At 59.0% G+C, this 13,862-nt stretch carries 19 protein-coding genes and 1 tRNA gene; 14 read left to right on the forward strand and 6 right to left on the reverse strand.

The window, feature by feature from the left end; all coding sequences use genetic code 11:
* Nucleotides 1-2 precede the first annotated feature (2 nt).
* Nucleotides 3-1,190 (reverse strand): DUF6384 family protein, encoded by a 1,188-nt coding sequence (locus ACUN0G_RS28030; protein ID WP_445574925.1) that lies wholly within the window; start codon nt 1,188-1,190, stop codon nt 3-5.
* Nucleotides 1,190-2,329, reverse strand: coding sequence for a merozoite surface protein 3b (locus tag ACUN0G_RS28035; protein WP_445574926.1), 1,140 nt, complete (start codon nt 2,327-2,329; stop codon nt 1,190-1,192). The genes ACUN0G_RS28030 and ACUN0G_RS28035 overlap by 1 nt, the downstream gene beginning before the upstream one ends.
* Before the next feature lie 210 nt (nt 2,330-2,539).
* On the opposite strand from ACUN0G_RS28035, the gene ACUN0G_RS28040 reads away from it, so the two are divergent.
* The 4 genes from ACUN0G_RS28040 (at nt 2,540) to ACUN0G_RS28055 (ending at nt 5,090) form a co-directional block, all read left to right on the forward strand.
* On the forward strand, nt 2,540-3,148 hold the full coding sequence (locus ACUN0G_RS28040; protein ID WP_076013962.1) for a LysE family translocator: 609 nt from the start codon (nt 2,540-2,542) through the stop codon (nt 3,146-3,148).
* Nucleotides 3,149-3,537: 389 nt separating this feature from the next.
* On the forward strand, nt 3,538-3,825 hold the full coding sequence (locus ACUN0G_RS28045; RefSeq protein WP_258346249.1) for a helix-turn-helix domain-containing protein: 288 nt from the start codon (nt 3,538-3,540) through the stop codon (nt 3,823-3,825).
* A 354-nt stretch (nt 3,826-4,179) separates the two neighbouring features.
* Nucleotides 4,180-4,266 (forward strand) — tRNA-Leu (locus ACUN0G_RS28050).
* 176 nt (nt 4,267-4,442) lie between these two features.
* Complete coding sequence (locus tag ACUN0G_RS28055; protein ID WP_445574927.1) at nt 4,443-5,090, forward strand: hypothetical protein; 648 nt, start codon at nt 4,443-4,445, stop codon at nt 5,088-5,090.
* A gap of 131 nt (nt 5,091-5,221) precedes the next feature.
* Here ACUN0G_RS28055 and ACUN0G_RS28060 read toward each other — a convergent pair whose 3' ends face one another.
* Nucleotides 5,222-5,653, reverse strand: a complete 432-nt coding sequence (locus tag ACUN0G_RS28060) for a hypothetical protein (RefSeq protein ID WP_421551721.1) — start codon at nt 5,651-5,653, stop codon at nt 5,222-5,224.
* 281 nt (nt 5,654-5,934) lie between these two features.
* Between ACUN0G_RS28060 and ACUN0G_RS28065 the strand changes: the two genes are divergently transcribed.
* From ACUN0G_RS28065 to ACUN0G_RS28095, 7 genes are all read left to right on the forward strand, one after another.
* Nucleotides 5,935-6,957, forward strand: a complete 1,023-nt coding sequence (locus tag ACUN0G_RS28065; RefSeq protein ID WP_258346246.1) for an alpha/beta hydrolase — start codon at nt 5,935-5,937, stop codon at nt 6,955-6,957.
* 137 nt (nt 6,958-7,094) lie between these two features.
* Nucleotides 7,095-7,256 (forward strand): hypothetical protein, encoded by a 162-nt coding sequence (locus tag ACUN0G_RS28070; protein ID WP_166742167.1) that lies wholly within the window; start codon nt 7,095-7,097, stop codon nt 7,254-7,256.
* Nucleotides 7,257-7,261: 5 nt separating this feature from the next.
* Nucleotides 7,262-7,579 (forward strand): hypothetical protein, encoded by a 318-nt coding sequence (locus tag ACUN0G_RS28075; protein ID WP_063030514.1) that lies wholly within the window; start codon nt 7,262-7,264, stop codon nt 7,577-7,579.
* Between the two features lie 79 nt (nt 7,580-7,658).
* Nucleotides 7,659-7,847, forward strand: a complete 189-nt coding sequence (locus ACUN0G_RS28080) for a DUF1737 domain-containing protein (protein WP_167664952.1) — start codon at nt 7,659-7,661, stop codon at nt 7,845-7,847.
* Between the two features lie 69 nt (nt 7,848-7,916).
* Nucleotides 7,917-9,098, forward strand: coding sequence for an MFS transporter (locus ACUN0G_RS28085; protein ID WP_445574928.1), 1,182 nt, complete (start codon nt 7,917-7,919; stop codon nt 9,096-9,098).
* Nucleotides 9,099-9,219: 121 nt separating this feature from the next.
* Complete coding sequence (locus tag ACUN0G_RS28090; RefSeq protein ID WP_076013979.1) at nt 9,220-9,624, forward strand: TonB family protein; 405 nt, start codon at nt 9,220-9,222, stop codon at nt 9,622-9,624.
* A 271-nt stretch (nt 9,625-9,895) separates the two neighbouring features.
* Nucleotides 9,896-10,438, forward strand: a complete 543-nt coding sequence (locus tag ACUN0G_RS28095; protein WP_445574929.1) for a hypothetical protein — start codon at nt 9,896-9,898, stop codon at nt 10,436-10,438.
* A 62-nt stretch (nt 10,439-10,500) separates the two neighbouring features.
* Here the strand turns inward: ACUN0G_RS28095 and ACUN0G_RS28100 are convergent, their stop codons facing one another.
* On the reverse strand, nt 10,501-11,022 hold the full coding sequence (locus tag ACUN0G_RS28100) for a GNAT family N-acetyltransferase (protein WP_445574930.1): 522 nt from the start codon (nt 11,020-11,022) through the stop codon (nt 10,501-10,503).
* A gap of 112 nt (nt 11,023-11,134) precedes the next feature.
* Here ACUN0G_RS28100 and ACUN0G_RS28105 point away from each other — a divergent pair, with 112 nt between their 5' ends.
* Nucleotides 11,135-11,326, forward strand: coding sequence for a hypothetical protein (locus ACUN0G_RS28105; RefSeq protein WP_023658809.1), 192 nt, complete (start codon nt 11,135-11,137; stop codon nt 11,324-11,326).
* Between the two features lie 100 nt (nt 11,327-11,426).
* Here the strand turns inward: ACUN0G_RS28105 and ACUN0G_RS28110 are convergent, their stop codons facing one another.
* Nucleotides 11,427-11,711, reverse strand: coding sequence for a hypothetical protein (locus tag ACUN0G_RS28110; protein ID WP_445574931.1), 285 nt, complete (start codon nt 11,709-11,711; stop codon nt 11,427-11,429).
* A gap of 232 nt (nt 11,712-11,943) precedes the next feature.
* Here ACUN0G_RS28110 and ACUN0G_RS28115 point away from each other — a divergent pair, with 232 nt between their 5' ends.
* Nucleotides 11,944-12,399, forward strand: coding sequence for a GFA family protein (locus ACUN0G_RS28115; protein WP_167664944.1), 456 nt, complete (start codon nt 11,944-11,946; stop codon nt 12,397-12,399).
* A gap of 1 nt (nt 12,400) precedes the next feature.
* On the opposite strand, the gene ACUN0G_RS28120 is transcribed toward ACUN0G_RS28115, so the two are convergent.
* On the reverse strand, nt 12,401-12,928 hold the full coding sequence (locus ACUN0G_RS28120; RefSeq protein ID WP_167664943.1) for a DinB family protein: 528 nt from the start codon (nt 12,926-12,928) through the stop codon (nt 12,401-12,403).
* A gap of 124 nt (nt 12,929-13,052) precedes the next feature.
* Between ACUN0G_RS28120 and ACUN0G_RS28125 the strand changes: the two genes are divergently transcribed.
* Nucleotides 13,053-13,772 (forward strand): tellurite resistance TerB family protein, encoded by a 720-nt coding sequence (locus ACUN0G_RS28125; RefSeq protein WP_445574932.1) that lies wholly within the window; start codon nt 13,053-13,055, stop codon nt 13,770-13,772.
* The last annotated feature ends 90 nt before the right edge of the window (nt 13,773-13,862 follow it).

The following is a 13,862-nucleotide window of genomic DNA, read 5'->3' on the forward strand; positions in this document are numbered from 1 at the left end:
CTTCACCACTCCAATATCGTTTCGAGCGGGTCGGTGGTCCGTTGGCTCAAATAGGTGACTTCCATTCTGCCCGCCGGCTTGCGGCCGATCACGCGGTGGGTCAGGTGGCCGTCGTCGAGTTTGTCGGCCTTGACCTTCAGGTATTCGGCCTGCGGCACCCGCACAGCGAACTGGCTGGCCCAGGCGCCGGTGCCGGTCTCAGTGCTGACGGTGGGCAGCAACACCGGCCTGTCCGACAGGTCGACGGCTTCAACAACCAAATACCAGCTCTTGCCCTGGGTCGAACCAGGATTGGAATTACACAGCGCCTTGTCGTAGCAGCGCTCGACACCAGACGGTGTGCCGGGCCGGTCAACAACCCGGATGGTTACCTCCTTGGGGATCAGTTCGGTGTTGGCACGCAGGGCCCTGAGTTGGCCGCCGGCTTTTTCGATCTCGAATTTCCCGATGAGGTCTTTGATCATGACCAATTCGGCCTGCATGCCAAGCGTCGCTTTGCTGTCGGCGGCGGGCAGGTGAATGTCGGCGACCTTGCGGGTCAACTCGTTGAGCTGGTCGGTCATCGGCTGGACCGCCTTGACCTTGGCCAAAAACGCTTCCAGCACGCCAATCTGTTCGTTGGCGTAATCGACCCCCGAGGTATCGACCATGGCCAAGGCATGTTCGGCCTTGGTGTTCAGGCGGGGCAGGGCACTGAACACATCGCTGCCCTCAAGATAGGCCGGATCCTGTTGCACGGCGCTCAGGCGAGCCTTCAGGCTGGCGATGTCTGACTGTTTCTGTGCCACGTTCGTCTCAACGGCGATGGCCGCTCGTTGAGCCTCTTGGATTTCGTGCCTGGCGACCATCACCCGGCTGCATTGCACCACCAGCAAGGTGACCGCGATGAGCTGAATGGCGAGTATGCCGCGATGGCGCTTGAGCAGTACCTTGCTCCAGAAACGGTCAAGCGCACTCAGTTCCGGGGCCTCGAACACCAGGCGTTTGGAAAAGAATTCGCGCACGCCCTGGTCGATCTGCGCTTCGGTGAATTGAATGCCGTTGTTCTGGTAATACTCACGGATGCGCGCCGCCACTTCGGCACGGCGTTGAGGCAGGCTCAGGTCCTTTTCCACGGCCATCTGCTGGTGGCGCAGTTGATCCACCAGCGCCATCGCGCCCAGTTGCTCGGAGAGGAGAATGTCGCTCATCAAGCAGCCTTGGTCAGCAATGCGGCGAACTTGCGTTTGGCCTCTTCGACAGCTTCGGCGATGTCACGGGACGCGTTGCTGGATTCAGCGCGGTAGGTTTCCGTCAGGCCGTGCATGTCCGTCTGGAAACTCAGGGTGGCGTCGGCCAGGGCGCGCACCGAGTCGACCTTGATCGTGGTGCCGTAGCTGGCCTGGACCGCCGCTTCCAGTTGCGTGTTGCCGGTGCTGCCCAGGGCTTCAAGACCCTTGCTGATGCCTTCGGTGGTGGCATTCAGTGTGTTGGTGGCTTCGGCCAGGCCGCTGTTGCTGGTGAACGACACGGCGAGGCCGGTCAACACCACTTCGTTGGTAGAGAAGAACGAGACCATGCGCTGGTACTGGCGCTCCTTGATCACATGCACCTGGTTGATCCGGGCGAAGACCATTTCGGCCGTGTTGTAGCCGACCTTGAGGTCATCGGCGATGTCCTTGACGATCTGGTAGCGCTTGTCTTCGTCCTGCAGGGCGCGTACGGCTTCGTCGCGGCGCAGCTCCAGGGCCGCGCGCTCGGCCGGCGCCAGGGTTTCGGCAGCGGTGACTTGGGCGTTGGCCTCGTTCAAGGCCTGGGTCCGCTGCTCCAGCACCTGGCCGGCCGTGGCGAGCACTTGCTGGGCATCGACCTCGGCGGCTTTCATGGCCATGCGGAAGTCCAGGTAGGCCTCCAGAATCACGGTTTCCCGGGCGATCTGGTCATTGGCCGACTTGCACACCTGCAGGTATTTTTCACGGATCTCGCTGAAGCGGCTGGGGATCGAGCCACGACGCAGGTTCATCCAGCTCAGCTTGAGTTTCTCCAGCGTATCCAGGCGTCCGTCATCCATCCAGCCGGCCATGGCGGCCGCGTCTTCGCGGATCGAGGTGAAGCTTTGGGTGATGTCCATGAAGCGTGTGGAGATATCCATCCCGGCGATCTGTTCGCGAACCACGCTGTTGAAGGTGGTCGACTGTTGCAGCACGGCAGCGATAGCGGTGACTTTGGCGGTGTCGTACTGGGCCACGCGGTCCAGCAATACCAGGACCGGTGCATCTGGAACCGGCTGCAGAAGATTGATGCCCAGGGTCCGCAGGCCAGTCAGCGCGCGGTCGAGGTAGTTGCTCATCGAGTGTCCTTTCAGGATGTGTTCGGCACAGGTGCAGAGAAGTGCGCAAGTATACCGATCAATGAAGGCAAACCAATGGCAGTTTGGTGGGAAGGCGCTTGTTGGCAGGCCTGACGAAGTGTATGCCTTTATCTGCCCGTAGCTGTACGGGGCGCAGGCTGGCGCAACGTTCTACTGTCACGGCCACAGTACTCGTTCGGATGTCGCGCCATGCTTATGTCTTCAAGCCTGTTGTCAGCCTTTGCGCTGTTCGCCTTTGTGTCCTCAATCACCCCTGGCCCGAATAACACCATGTTGCTGGCGTCGGGGGTGAACTTCGGTTTTGTCCGCTCGATTCCCCATGCGCTGGGCATCAGCATTGGCTTCATGTTGTTGGTGATCGCAGTGGGATTGGGGCTGGGTGAAGTGTTCAAGGCGTTGCCGTGGGCCTACACCGTATTGCGCTATGTAGGGGCGGCGTATTTGCTGTACCTGGCGTGGAAGATTGCGACCTCCAGTGCGATGTCCGATGACACCGATGACAAGCGCAAACCCATGACCTTTCTCGGCGCGGCGGCGTTTCAGTGGGTGAACCCCAAGGCCTGGGTCATGGCGCTGGGTGCGATCACCACCTATACGCCTGCCGACGGTTATGTCACCAACGTGCTGTTGATTGCGGCGGTGTTTGCCCTGGTGAACCTGCCCAGTGTTTGTGTGTGGGCCGGCTGTGGCAGCGGCTTGCGCAATGTGTTGCGCGAGCCACGTTGGTTGCGGCTGTTCAACTGGTCGATGGCGGGATTGTTGGTGCTGTCGTTGTATCCGATGTTTTTTGCCGGCTGAAACTCCCTCTGACGTCAGGCGAGGGGAGGGATCCTAGACCGGTGAGATGGTGGCAAGCAGACCAATCGCAATGGTCAGCGCAAGAAAACCGAACAGGAAAAATGCCATCTTAGCCATAAGGCCTCCGAAATGAACGGGCCGGCAGGACGGTTCCTGTCGGGCTCCACGGGCGTGTCGGGAGTGGGTGTATTGTCAGGGCAGGACGGGTTTCGATACAGGGGCAGATGCACAAGAAAAAAGCGTATCAGATGCTCCCCGGCGCCGCAGGTGCCGTAAAACGGGGGGCGCTGGTTTTCAGGGATCAGGCAATAAATAGCGGCTCAGTTCGGTCAAGGAACTAACCTTTTGTGCGGGGTATCGTATTCACCATCCCACACAGGACGTTTTTCATGAGCATTGGGGCGAGGTTAAAGGCAGAACGTGCCAGGCTTGGCTATTCTCAAGCGGCGCTGGGCAAGGTCGGAGGCGTTGAGACCAATGCCCAGGGGCGTTATGAAAACGGCGTGCGTTTTCCACGGGCAGATTACCTGGCGGCGGTTGCCAAGGTCGGTGTCGATGTGTTGTTTGTCATCACCGGCAATCGCGCCGACGATGGCAACACCGCTTCAGCCAAGGCGGCCGAGGCATTGGACAGCGCCACCGAGTGCCTGGAGAAGGCAAAAGAGTTGATTCACTGAAGCGGTTTGCATCGGGGCGAGTAGGCAAATGGGCAAAACATTGGCTGCGCTGTCGTTTTTGATGACTCTGATTTGGGTTTCAGTGGTCATTGCGGTAATGACTTATCTTTCCTGATGCGCCTGGTGGCGAGTGCGGCCGTTGCACAAGCGGCCGGCGCTGCTATTGCCCACCACTGCGGCCGAAATCTGTAGATCACTGATCTGGCGAGCTTTTTTGTTTGCCGGGGAGCGGCCTGTTTGTTTGAAAAAGCCCGCGCCCGACCTTGCATCGAGGGGGCTGGATCTATATATTCCCTAGCCTGCTGCAACGCTCAAGGGCTTTTGAAGCTGCTTGGCTCGCTGTATAGCGCTACCGCCCGAATGGCGAAACTGGTAGACGCATGGGACTTAAAATCCCCCGCTCGTAAGGGCGTGCCGGTTCGATTCCGGCTTCGGGCACCACAATATTCAAGGACTTGCGTGATTTATCAGGCAGGTCCTTTTTTGTTTCCGCTCTGCAATTTCAAATGTTGCTCCGCAACTCACTTGGTTGGCGGATGCCCAGTCAGGCTTTTTACTGAGGGTTCTTAGTCTGATTCGAACACGATGGATCTTAGGTAAACTCAAGGATGTAGTAGATGCGTAATACCTGGTTGCTGCTGTTTGTTTCGTCCATCGCCCTTGCTGGTTGTGGCGGGATCCCCTCTGTTCCCTATGTCGATCCGCCTCAGTCCGACAATACGGCCCGAGTTCGTGTGATCACCAATTCCAACGTGTTTGGCGACAGCGTAACTGGCAGCTGTGCCCCGGAAACTCGCCACAAAATGGCTGAAGCGGGTCGCTTCTCAGAGGACGGCCAGCCGAGCATTAACTACCCTCAGTACCCACTTAAGCCGGCCAATCTTGGAATGCCGGGAAGGGTTTCACCCAAACTTCAGCAGTACATCGGAGCCGTTCGGATGGCCGAAGGTTTGTACACCGAGATGGTGGCTGAGTACCGCGTTAAAACAGATGCATCCTTTCAGGTTGCGACATTAGGCGCGTCGGCCGGCAGCTACGGCAGCACTTACGCTATGTGCCCAGGCCAAGCGAAAGTATTCAAACTGGAGCCCGGAAAAGACTACGAGGTTCTGGTCGGACTCAGCAGCGCACCCAACGCGGATGGAAATGCGGTGATTGTGTGCATGTTTGGCGTAGTCGAGCTTGTCTCTGTTCCTAACCTGCCGATTGCATGGCCGAAAAAAGTCGGGGGCACGCTGTCGCCACAGAAGCTTTGCAAGGGTTAAGTAGCACGGCTCATATTTTTTACTTGGTTTCCACATCTGAGCCCGGCGCGATTGCTGGGCTTTTTCGTTTTTTGGCGCCAGAAATAAGAAGCCCGGCGCTGGGCCGGGCTTCGAGGTAATAGCGTCAGAAACTAACGATGCTTGTTCTTGTGTTTATGCTTGTTCTTGCCATTGTGCTTCTTACCATCAGATCGATGATTGCTCTCATCGTCCGCCAGGTTGTTCCCTAGCGCGCCACCCGCGGCGCCGCCGAGACCTGCACCGATCGTCGAGCCAGTGGCGCCGCCCAGGCGATTACCAACAAGTGACCCGCCAGCTGATCCGATACCGCCACCTAACGCGGCTTCCGCTCTGTTGCCTCTTTGAGCGCCGACAGCACTGCCGGCAGCACCCCCTACGCCTGCGCCTACCGCCGCGCCCGTTGAGCCGCCGAGCTGTTGACCTACGATATTGCCAAGTGCACCACCAACGCCGCCTCCCAGAGCGGCTGTGCCATCTCCGGCTGCCATCGCGCCTTGCGAAATGAGGACACCCAGAACCAGGGCGGGTAGTGTCATTTTCATTTTTTGAACCTCTATGGGTTGTCAGCAGGCGCTCACGGTTTAAAGCACGCCTGGCATTAGGACTGGAGCGAAAGTTTGAAGTTCTCTAAGGGCAGTGCCCGCAGGCGAATGGTTGTAACAAGATATGCCGTGTTGGGTCTGGCTGCAGTTGGCAGGTACAGGACTGACAATATGACGGGAAGCTGGCAAGCATCATAGGGATGGTTACGCTAGGGTGCAGATTCAGCGGTGATTCTGCCGACATGGCGCTTATGTCGGCCGGCCTAGCATGAGGAGATCCTATGTCCACTTCCAAGCTCACTTCACGGGTTTTCAGCACGCCCCGTCACACGACGCATTATGTAGAGCAGGGGCCTGCCGATGGCCCATTGATGATGTTCCTGCACGGTTGGCCTGAGCTCAGTTTGATCTGGCGTGCGCAGCTGGAAGCGTTCGCAGCTAAAGGCTGGCACTGCGTCGCACCCGACATGCGCGGCTATGGTGGCTCCTCTGCGCCTGCCGCCATCGATGCGTACACGATTGAAAACATCGTGGCAGACATGGCAGAACTTCATGACCACCTCGGTGGAATGCCCGCAATCTGGGTGGGCCACGACTGGGGCAGCGTTGTGGCAGGTGAGTTGGTCGCTCATGAACCTCAGCGCAGCCGCGGCGTGGTGCTGATTTCGGTCCCGTACTTCCCCTCCACGAACGCGCTGCCGACGCTGGTGCCGCTGGTAGACCGAGGGATTTATCCGGCAGACCAGTATCCAGACGGTCAATGGGACTATTACCGCTACTACAACACGCACTTTGCGTCCGCCGTCGCTGATCTTGATGCGGACAAAGCCGCGTCGCTGGCGTCGATTTATCGGCGAGGCGACCCTGCGAGCATCGGCAAGGTTGCATCCAATGCCGAAGTGACCAGCAAAGGCGGGCGGTTTGGCGAAGCGCACCGGGCGCCACCCACCCGACCCGACCCCGCGCTCTGGCCCGAGGCGGACTTCGCTGTGTTGGTGCGGACTTTCGAAGAGCAGGGTTTTGGCGCGCCCTGCGCGTGGTACCTGAACGACGATGCCAACATCGAGTACGCCCACCGAGCGCCCAACGGTGGACGCCTGTCATTGCCCGTACTGTTTGTGAACGGCGATTACGACCAGATGAATACCATCAAGGGCAATCGGTTGGGCGATCCAATGCGTGCGGCCTGCGCAGATCTCAGCGTGACAAGCGTGTCCGGCGGGCATTGGCTGCCAGTGGAGTGCAAGACGGAACTCGTTGAGGCCATCAGTACCTGGCTACAAAGTAGAGAACTCGGTAGTTGATCGTTATTTAGCGTCTTTGAGATCGCTCTACCTCTGCTTATATTGCCCGGGTTGTTCGCGATGGCTGGCGGAACGTATGATCGCCACGAGTGCCCTTATCCGGGCGCTGAGACTCACACCCTTTGAAGGACATGAGCATGGAAAAGCACTTCGGTAATTCAGGCCTGTTCAAGGCTGCTTCGTATCACTGCAACACGCTCCTGGGCAGCGGCATCGCTCGCTGGGAGCTGAAAAATATTGCGTTGAATACGAAGGAGTTTTTGATATGTCCAAAGAACTACTCGGAGTTTCTGCTCTAGGGTTGATGGTGCTCGGTGAGTTTTGTGCAATCTACAGTGAGGTGGTAACCGCCAAGCTTGCCCAGACAGGTAATGGTTCATGGGAAGGGTTCGTCATTCCCGTTGTGATCATGTGTTTTGCCGGGCTTTGCCTGCTGGGTGCGTATTGGCTGGGGTACATGGCTGTCGGTGATATCTGGATCGTCACCGTGGTCTCAGTCACCTCTTTGCTACTGCTTGAGCCCGTGGTGGTCTGGTCGCTGTTTCATGAAGCACCAGGGCGTGGCGCACTCATCGGGTTCGTCCTGGGAGCCTTGGGCATGCTTTCCACTGTACTGCTTTAACTCAGCCTCTGGCCTGGCGAACAAACGCTGGGTCAGATCCCCCCAGTGGTTTTCTTCAACTGTTCCAGCAGGTGCGCCCATGCAAAGTTCTCCTCCTGAAGGCTTACCCACTTATCGGATTCTGACAGGCAAGGACGATGCCTCCTTCTGTCACCGAGTCTCTGAAGCCCTTGCTCTGGGCTACCAGCTTTATGGTTCGCCAGCGGCAACTTTTAACGGCGAATACGTTGTCGTGGCACAGGCCGTCGTTTGGAATCCCGATAACTAGCCCGTCTCAGTGAGCGACGCGCGGGGGGAGTCACGACGACTCAGCCATGAACAGGGACGGACATTGCCGGTGATCAATTCAGCCTTGCGGGTGTGGTGTGCAGTCAGTGTGCTGTGCATCGCCTCGTTTACCATGGTGACTTCCGAGTTCGCCCCCATTGGTTTACTGTCGCAAATATCTGCCGACCTGGATCAAGCCCCCTCTACCGTCGGGCTGACCGTAACGCTATACGCCTGGATCGGGGCGGCCAGCGGCTTGCTATCCAACTGGTTGAACCGCCGGGTTCCCCGCAAGGCGCTGCTGATTGCGTTGATGTTGATACTGGCCTTATCAAACGGCCTGGCAGCGTTTTCCCCTGAGTTTTCCTCTCTGCTCGGTGCCCGCGCCGTCGGCGCATTGGCCCATGGCGTGTTCTGGGCCATCGTGGCAGCCACCGCTGCGCATATTGTGCCGTCGCACCGCGTGGGGCTGGCCACCTCGATTGTGCTGGGCGGCATCACGATCGCCACGGTCATGGGCGTACCGCTGATTAATCTGGTGGGCCAATACGATGGTTGGCGCACGGCCTTTATGTGCCTGGCCGTGATGTGTCTCGCCAGTGCCGGTGCGATGGCCCTGGTGCTGCCTTCCCTGCATATTCCCTCACTGGCCAAAGGTCTGGGCTTTGCGGTGGTGCTGCGGCGCAAGGACCTGATGATCACCTACGTCATCACCGGCCTGACGGCGGCCGCGCATTTTGGCGCCTACACCTTTGTCGAACCGTTTATAGGCCAGGTACCCGGCATTACTTCGTATTTGATTGCTGTATTGCTGTTTGCTTTCGGCGCCGCAGGTTTTCTGGGCAACCTGCTGAGCGCGCTGTTTATTGATCGCTACTTGAAGGCGTTCATTTTGCTGGCGCTGGTTGCGATGGCATTGGCGTTGGTGACCTTGGGTATCTACGGTCCGCTGCTGGGGTTCGCGCCCGTGGTGACGTTACTGGTGATCTGGGGCGTGGCCATTTCCGCTTTGTTTACCGGCCTGCAGACGTGGGTCTTGAGGATCGCCGGAGATCACATGGTACCGGCGACTGCGCTCCATACCGCCGTGCTGAACAGTGCAATCGGGCTGGGTGTGATTATCGGAGGGAGCGCGTTGGATGTGGCCGGTTTCAAGGGGGCGATGCTGTCGGCCGGCGTGGTGATTGTTCCGGCTATTGTCCTGATGATTGCAGCAGGGCTGCGCGCTCGGGCAGCTCCCGTTTTGTCGTAGCCTGAAATTTCGGGCGCTATAAAGACCGCAGCGCGTTAAAGTAATCGGCCTTTTGAGACGCAGCATAGCGTCGGATGATTAGCCTCACTTCGCACACCAGAACGTCAACGGAACTGCGTTTATGAAATACAGCTGGATCGCACTTGTCTTACTGCTTTGCGCCTGCACGAGCGGCCCCAACCACCAGGAGCAAATGGTAGAGAAGCGCTTATGGGAATATCAGTTGCTCACTCACCTCAACCACTTCAAGTCCTATCCCGAAGAAGCTCGCCTGCAAAGGCTGACCGGCATGGTCAGAGTGGCCTTTGTCGTCGACGCCAAAGGCAACCTGATACGCCACAAAATTGTCAGCCATACAGGCTCGGATCTTTTCGTCGGGGCTGTGGAGGCGTTGATTCCGGCGGCGTCGCCAGTGCCTGCGCCGCCGCCCTCCATGCTGCGTAAAGGCGAAATCGAAGTGGTGGCGCCCTTTGTATTCTGCATCGAGCAGGGCGCTTGCACCGGCTCACCGCCGCAGCGAATTTAGCGAAAATCGGTGGACAAATAACAGGCAAAGAAAAGCCCGCGATGGGGAACGCGGGCTTAAAGGGTTTCACCAGGAGCTGAGATGACCATAGGCGCCTGGGTGTGAAAGGTGTGTGAAAGAACAGCGCATCGCACCGCCAGTTGGACATTTCCGAGCCCCGGCGTTTGCCGGGGCTTTTTCGTATACGGCGTCCAACGCCTCACGGGAACAAGTATTCAAAAACGCAGTCATAGCGATGTGCCATCTCGGCAGATCAGAAAGGAATCAATTGATGTCTATCATGGGTAAAGCTTCGTTCGCTGTTGTCGCGTCGTTGTTGATCGGTGCAATGGCCCCGTCAGTTCAGGCGGCGAGTCCGGCGCGGTGGGGGGAATTCGGTGCGTCGGTCGGTAACAAACTCACCGCGAGCAGTTCGGGCGCAGGTGGCGAATATTTCCTGCACCCGTCGGACATTTCGGTAGGTGACATTCAGGACATGCGCGACTTGCTCAAGCGCAATGACAGCGAAATCCAAAGCCTGGAAAGCAAGCTGGACGGCCAGGCACGCGCCCTTGAAGACCTGAAGAAAAACACCGGCTCAAGTTCCAGCTCCAGTGACGGCCAACTGTCGGAGCTCAAGCGCACCGTATCCGATCAGAAAAACACCATCGATAAACTCAAGAGCGAGATTGAAGACCTCAAGCGCAATTCAAGTTCCAGCTCAAATTCCAGCTCCAGCGAACTGTCCAGCCTCAAAAGCACCGTCAGTGATCAGAAGCGCAGTCTTGAAGACCTCAAGCGCAGTGTCGACACCCTCAGCAGCAAGGTGAAATAAAAGCGCATCAGCGGTATTGGCGCCGAAAGCCTGGGCAAACGAGGCGGCCGTTACGGGGCCTTTTATCGGGTCAAACGGTGGGACATGACCACCATCGGGATCGCAGTGATGTCGGTGCTGAATGGGATTTCTGCCAGGCGTTCAAAGCCGCAGCGCTGATAAAACCGTTGTGCGCTTTCGTTGGTGTTGAGTACTTCGAGCCATAGCAGCGGTTGCTGGTGGAAGCGTGCAAGCTGGTGCACATGGTCCAACAACTGCTGCCCGTGGCCTTTGCCGGCCTCGGACTTCAGGAAGTAGATTTTTTGCAGCTCTGCGCCCGTTTCCTCGCTGCCTGGGATCGCCCGGTTCCAGTTGATTTTGGCGAACCCAACGACGCGTGCCTGCTCATCCCGGGCGAGTAACCAGCAATGCGCTGCGGGATGCTCAAGGGTGTCTTGCAGCGATTCGGGAGAGAAGTCCTTGTCCAGGAAATCCTGCATCCCCGCCGGGCTCCAGATGGCCGAGAAATGCTCGGTGTAGGTCTCGATGCCAATGTCACGCAGCACCGCACTATCGCTGACCGTCGCCTGTTTGATACTGATCATCTTCCCTGCTCCATAAAGCGCACGCCTGTGCGACGCCCGGTAGGTTACACCGCTTTACCCGGGTGTATGGTAGACCGGGCAACCTGGATTATCTCTGGAGAGAGAGGTGACTATGAGCACGCCCATGCTGAACAAACTGCATCTCAACGGCTATGACATCGTGCAGGTCAACAGTGGCCCGTGGCGGGTCTGTACCAAGGCCGACCGCCTGGCATCCTTCGGCTCCCGTGAGCAGGCACTGGCCTACGCCGCTGCGCTGCCGGGGTACAAGGCGAGGTCGAGGCCGGTGGCCAATGATGCTTGAACCTCAAAAGCCTCGGTCAGTCCGGGGCTTTTTTTTGGGAGGTTCTTGATGACAATGGGCGTGCTGTTGGCCGCCTATCGTCGTGCCCCGGCTGCTTGAGCTAAACGAATGGCTGGCCGCTGAACCCGCGTGGCAGGCGCTGACGGCCTGGGAGGTCAGTCAGGCGCTGTGTCCAGGCGCTGCGCCAGTCAACAGCGACATGTTCCGCTTTAGACCTGCGTGCAGCACGTCGGGCGGCGTTGCGTTGGGTGCGGCGGGCTTCCTTGAAGGCTTCGGTGTTACGGCAGGTACGGCATTTGACTCGCTTCAGTTCGGTGCTGGAAGGGAGGTTATTGCCGTGATGACCGCAGGCAAGGTGGCCGGCGACTTTGAAGTGAATGACCATGTAAGCGTCTCCTTCTGGGGGGATGCGTCGCATCGGCAAGCTGTTGATGCGCGCGGGCAGGGCGGCCAGCCGTTGGCTTACTTCACCGCTCTGTCCTTTATGACAGTTCGCGGCCCCATGCGTTCGTTTGAGGGGATTTCGCGGCCGTCGACCCCCATAACGCCTGCTGCTGTTCGTGACGCACCCGCTCGTTTACTCTCCAGGCACACACACAATGTGAATGGAGTGGAAGATGAGTCATCAAGAGTCCCAGGAAGGCGGCTGCCGTTGTGATCGGGTGCGGTTTATCGTGACCGAAAAACCACTGATCACCATGGCGTGCCATTGCACCGGCTGCCAGAAGATGTCGTCCAGCGCGTTCTCCTTGAGCGCGCTGATCCCCGCCAGCGGATTTACCATCACCCAGGGCAACCCGGTGATCGGCGGGTTGCACGGCGTAGACCGCCATTACTGCTGCCCGCACTGCATGAGTTGGATGTTCTCCCGCCCGAATGGCGTCGAGGACCTGATCAACCTGCGGCCCACCATGTTTGATGATGTCAGCGGCTATGTGCCATTCATTGAAACCTGGACCAGTGAAAAACTGCCGTGGGCGTCTACGCCGGCGCAGCACAGCTTTGCGCAGCTCCCGGAGCGGGAGGATTTTCCCGCGCTGATTCAGGCGTACGCCGAATACAGCGCCGGTTGAACTAATCCATTAGCGCCAGCAAGTCGGTGTCGCCCACGTCGCGCCCGGCCTGGGTCAGCAGCGTGGTCACCTGGCCCCGGTGGTGGGTCTGGTGATTGAAGAAGTGCACGAGCAACGCATGAAAATTCTTGTGCATGGCTGTGCCTGCCATGTTGCGGTAGGCCAGTGGCTGATCCAGCTCCGGCTCGCTGATGGATTGCGTCCAGTCGATGATGATCTGGTCGAGCCAGGCGCGATGGGCCGACAGTTCACGGATATTGGCGAAGGCCAGTTGATCCAGGCGTGGCGGCAATGCCAAAGCGCTTAGCGGTGCCAGTGCGGCAAAGCCTGCCGGATGCTCGGCGAAACGCTTGAGCCAGACGCGGTCACCCAGGGCGAGGTGGTTCAGCGTGCCAAGGATCGAGCCGAAGAACGCACCACGGTCGGCTATCAGATCCGCGTCGCTCAGGCCGCCGGCCGCCTCGTACACCTTGCGGTTCATCCACTGGTTGTAGGTCGCCATCAAGGCAATCTGCTCGGTACGGGTCACGTGGGGCTTCCTCGATAGGCGGGTGGCACCATCATAAAGCGCGCCTGTCGGGCGGTCATGGTGTTCTGGCGCAGCCGGTCTATTGTTGTTGATCTGGAACTCTGCGCCCTGGGAGGGTGACACCATGAATACCGGCGATCTACTGGAACAATTGCTGCGCGCGGGCCAAGCCTCGACGAGCCAACAGGGCGGCTCTGCACCGGCGTCTCAGGGCGGGCTGGGTGGCTTGGGCGGGCTGCTTGGCGGTTTGCTGGGCGGCCGTGGTGCTTCAGCTTCAGGCGGTGGCGGCCTCGGTGGTTTGCTCGGTGGACTGGGCGGCATGCTCGGCGGAACCCGCACCGCGCCCCAAGCGCGCACCGGCGGCACCAACTACGCGGCGCTGGCGTCCCTGGGCATGATGGCGTTCCAGGCGTATCAGGCGTGGCAGCGGCAACAGGCGTCGGCGCCGCAGGCGGCGTTGCAAACGGTTGATCAATTGTCTGGGGCGCAAGTCGAAGAGCACAGCCACGCCGTGCTGCGCGCATTGATCGCGGCGGCCAAGGCAGATGGCGAGATTGATGAGCGCGAGCAGCTGATGATCTCGGCCGAGATCGGCAAGCACACCGATGATCCCCAATTGCAGGCGTGGCTGGATGCCGAGGTGGCCAAGCCGCTGAATGCGGCGGATTTTGCCGAGTTTGCCGGGGACCCGGCAGTGGCGGCCGAGGTGTACCTGGTCAGTGTGCTGCTGGTGGATGATCAGCAGGACGCGGAGCGCAATTACTTGGATGAGCTGGCTGGGCAGCTGAAGATTGACCCTGAGTTGCAGGTGCATCTGGAGCAGCAGGCCAAGGGACAGGTTTAAATCGCTGCGGCAAATCTTGCGCCGAGCTTTCGTGATGAGGGAGCTTGTCTGTGGCGAGGGGGCTTGTCCCCCGTTGGGCTGCGAAGCAGC

It is taken from the genome of Pseudomonas sp. 32A (assembly GCF_052682255.1).

What these genes read in the sequence shown, in the direction of transcription:
- ACUN0G_RS28060 (WP_421551721.1), bottom strand. Translation starts at nt 5,653, where the DNA reads ATGAAAATGACACTACCCGCCCTGGTTCTGGGTGTCCTCATTTCGCAA.
- ACUN0G_RS28105 (WP_023658809.1), top strand. Translation starts at nt 11,135, where the DNA reads ATGAGCACGCCCATGCTGAACAAACTGCATCTCAACGGCTATGACATC.
- ACUN0G_RS28035 (WP_445574926.1), bottom strand. Translation starts at nt 2,329, where the DNA reads ATGAGCAACTACCTCGACCGCGCGCTGACTGGCCTGCGGACCCTGGGC.
- ACUN0G_RS28075 (WP_063030514.1), top strand. Translation starts at nt 7,262, where the DNA reads ATGGTGCTCGGTGAGTTTTGTGCAATCTACAGTGAGGTGGTAACCGCC.
- ACUN0G_RS28065 (WP_258346246.1), top strand. Translation starts at nt 5,935, where the DNA reads ATGTCCACTTCCAAGCTCACTTCACGGGTTTTCAGCACGCCCCGTCAC.
- ACUN0G_RS28040 (WP_076013962.1), top strand. Translation starts at nt 2,540, where the DNA reads ATGCTTATGTCTTCAAGCCTGTTGTCAGCCTTTGCGCTGTTCGCCTTT.
- ACUN0G_RS28070 (WP_166742167.1), top strand. Translation starts at nt 7,095, where the DNA reads ATGGAAAAGCACTTCGGTAATTCAGGCCTGTTCAAGGCTGCTTCGTAT.
- ACUN0G_RS28045 (WP_258346249.1), top strand. Translation starts at nt 3,538, where the DNA reads ATGAGCATTGGGGCGAGGTTAAAGGCAGAACGTGCCAGGCTTGGCTAT.
- ACUN0G_RS28125 (WP_445574932.1), top strand. Translation starts at nt 13,053, where the DNA reads ATGAATACCGGCGATCTACTGGAACAATTGCTGCGCGCGGGCCAAGCC.
- ACUN0G_RS28095 (WP_445574929.1), top strand. Translation starts at nt 9,896, where the DNA reads ATGTCTATCATGGGTAAAGCTTCGTTCGCTGTTGTCGCGTCGTTGTTG.
- ACUN0G_RS28090 (WP_076013979.1), top strand. Translation starts at nt 9,220, where the DNA reads ATGAAATACAGCTGGATCGCACTTGTCTTACTGCTTTGCGCCTGCACG.
- ACUN0G_RS28055 (WP_445574927.1), top strand. Translation starts at nt 4,443, where the DNA reads ATGCGTAATACCTGGTTGCTGCTGTTTGTTTCGTCCATCGCCCTTGCT.
- ACUN0G_RS28115 (WP_167664944.1), top strand. Translation starts at nt 11,944, where the DNA reads ATGAGTCATCAAGAGTCCCAGGAAGGCGGCTGCCGTTGTGATCGGGTG.
- ACUN0G_RS28100 (WP_445574930.1), bottom strand. Translation starts at nt 11,022, where the DNA reads ATGATCAGTATCAAACAGGCGACGGTCAGCGATAGTGCGGTGCTGCGT.
- ACUN0G_RS28080 (WP_167664952.1), top strand. Translation starts at nt 7,659, where the DNA reads ATGCAAAGTTCTCCTCCTGAAGGCTTACCCACTTATCGGATTCTGACA.
- ACUN0G_RS28110 (WP_445574931.1), bottom strand. Translation starts at nt 11,711, where the DNA reads ATGGTCATTCACTTCAAAGTCGCCGGCCACCTTGCCTGCGGTCATCAC.
- ACUN0G_RS28030 (WP_445574925.1), bottom strand. Translation starts at nt 1,190, where the DNA reads ATGAGCGACATTCTCCTCTCCGAGCAACTGGGCGCGATGGCGCTGGTG.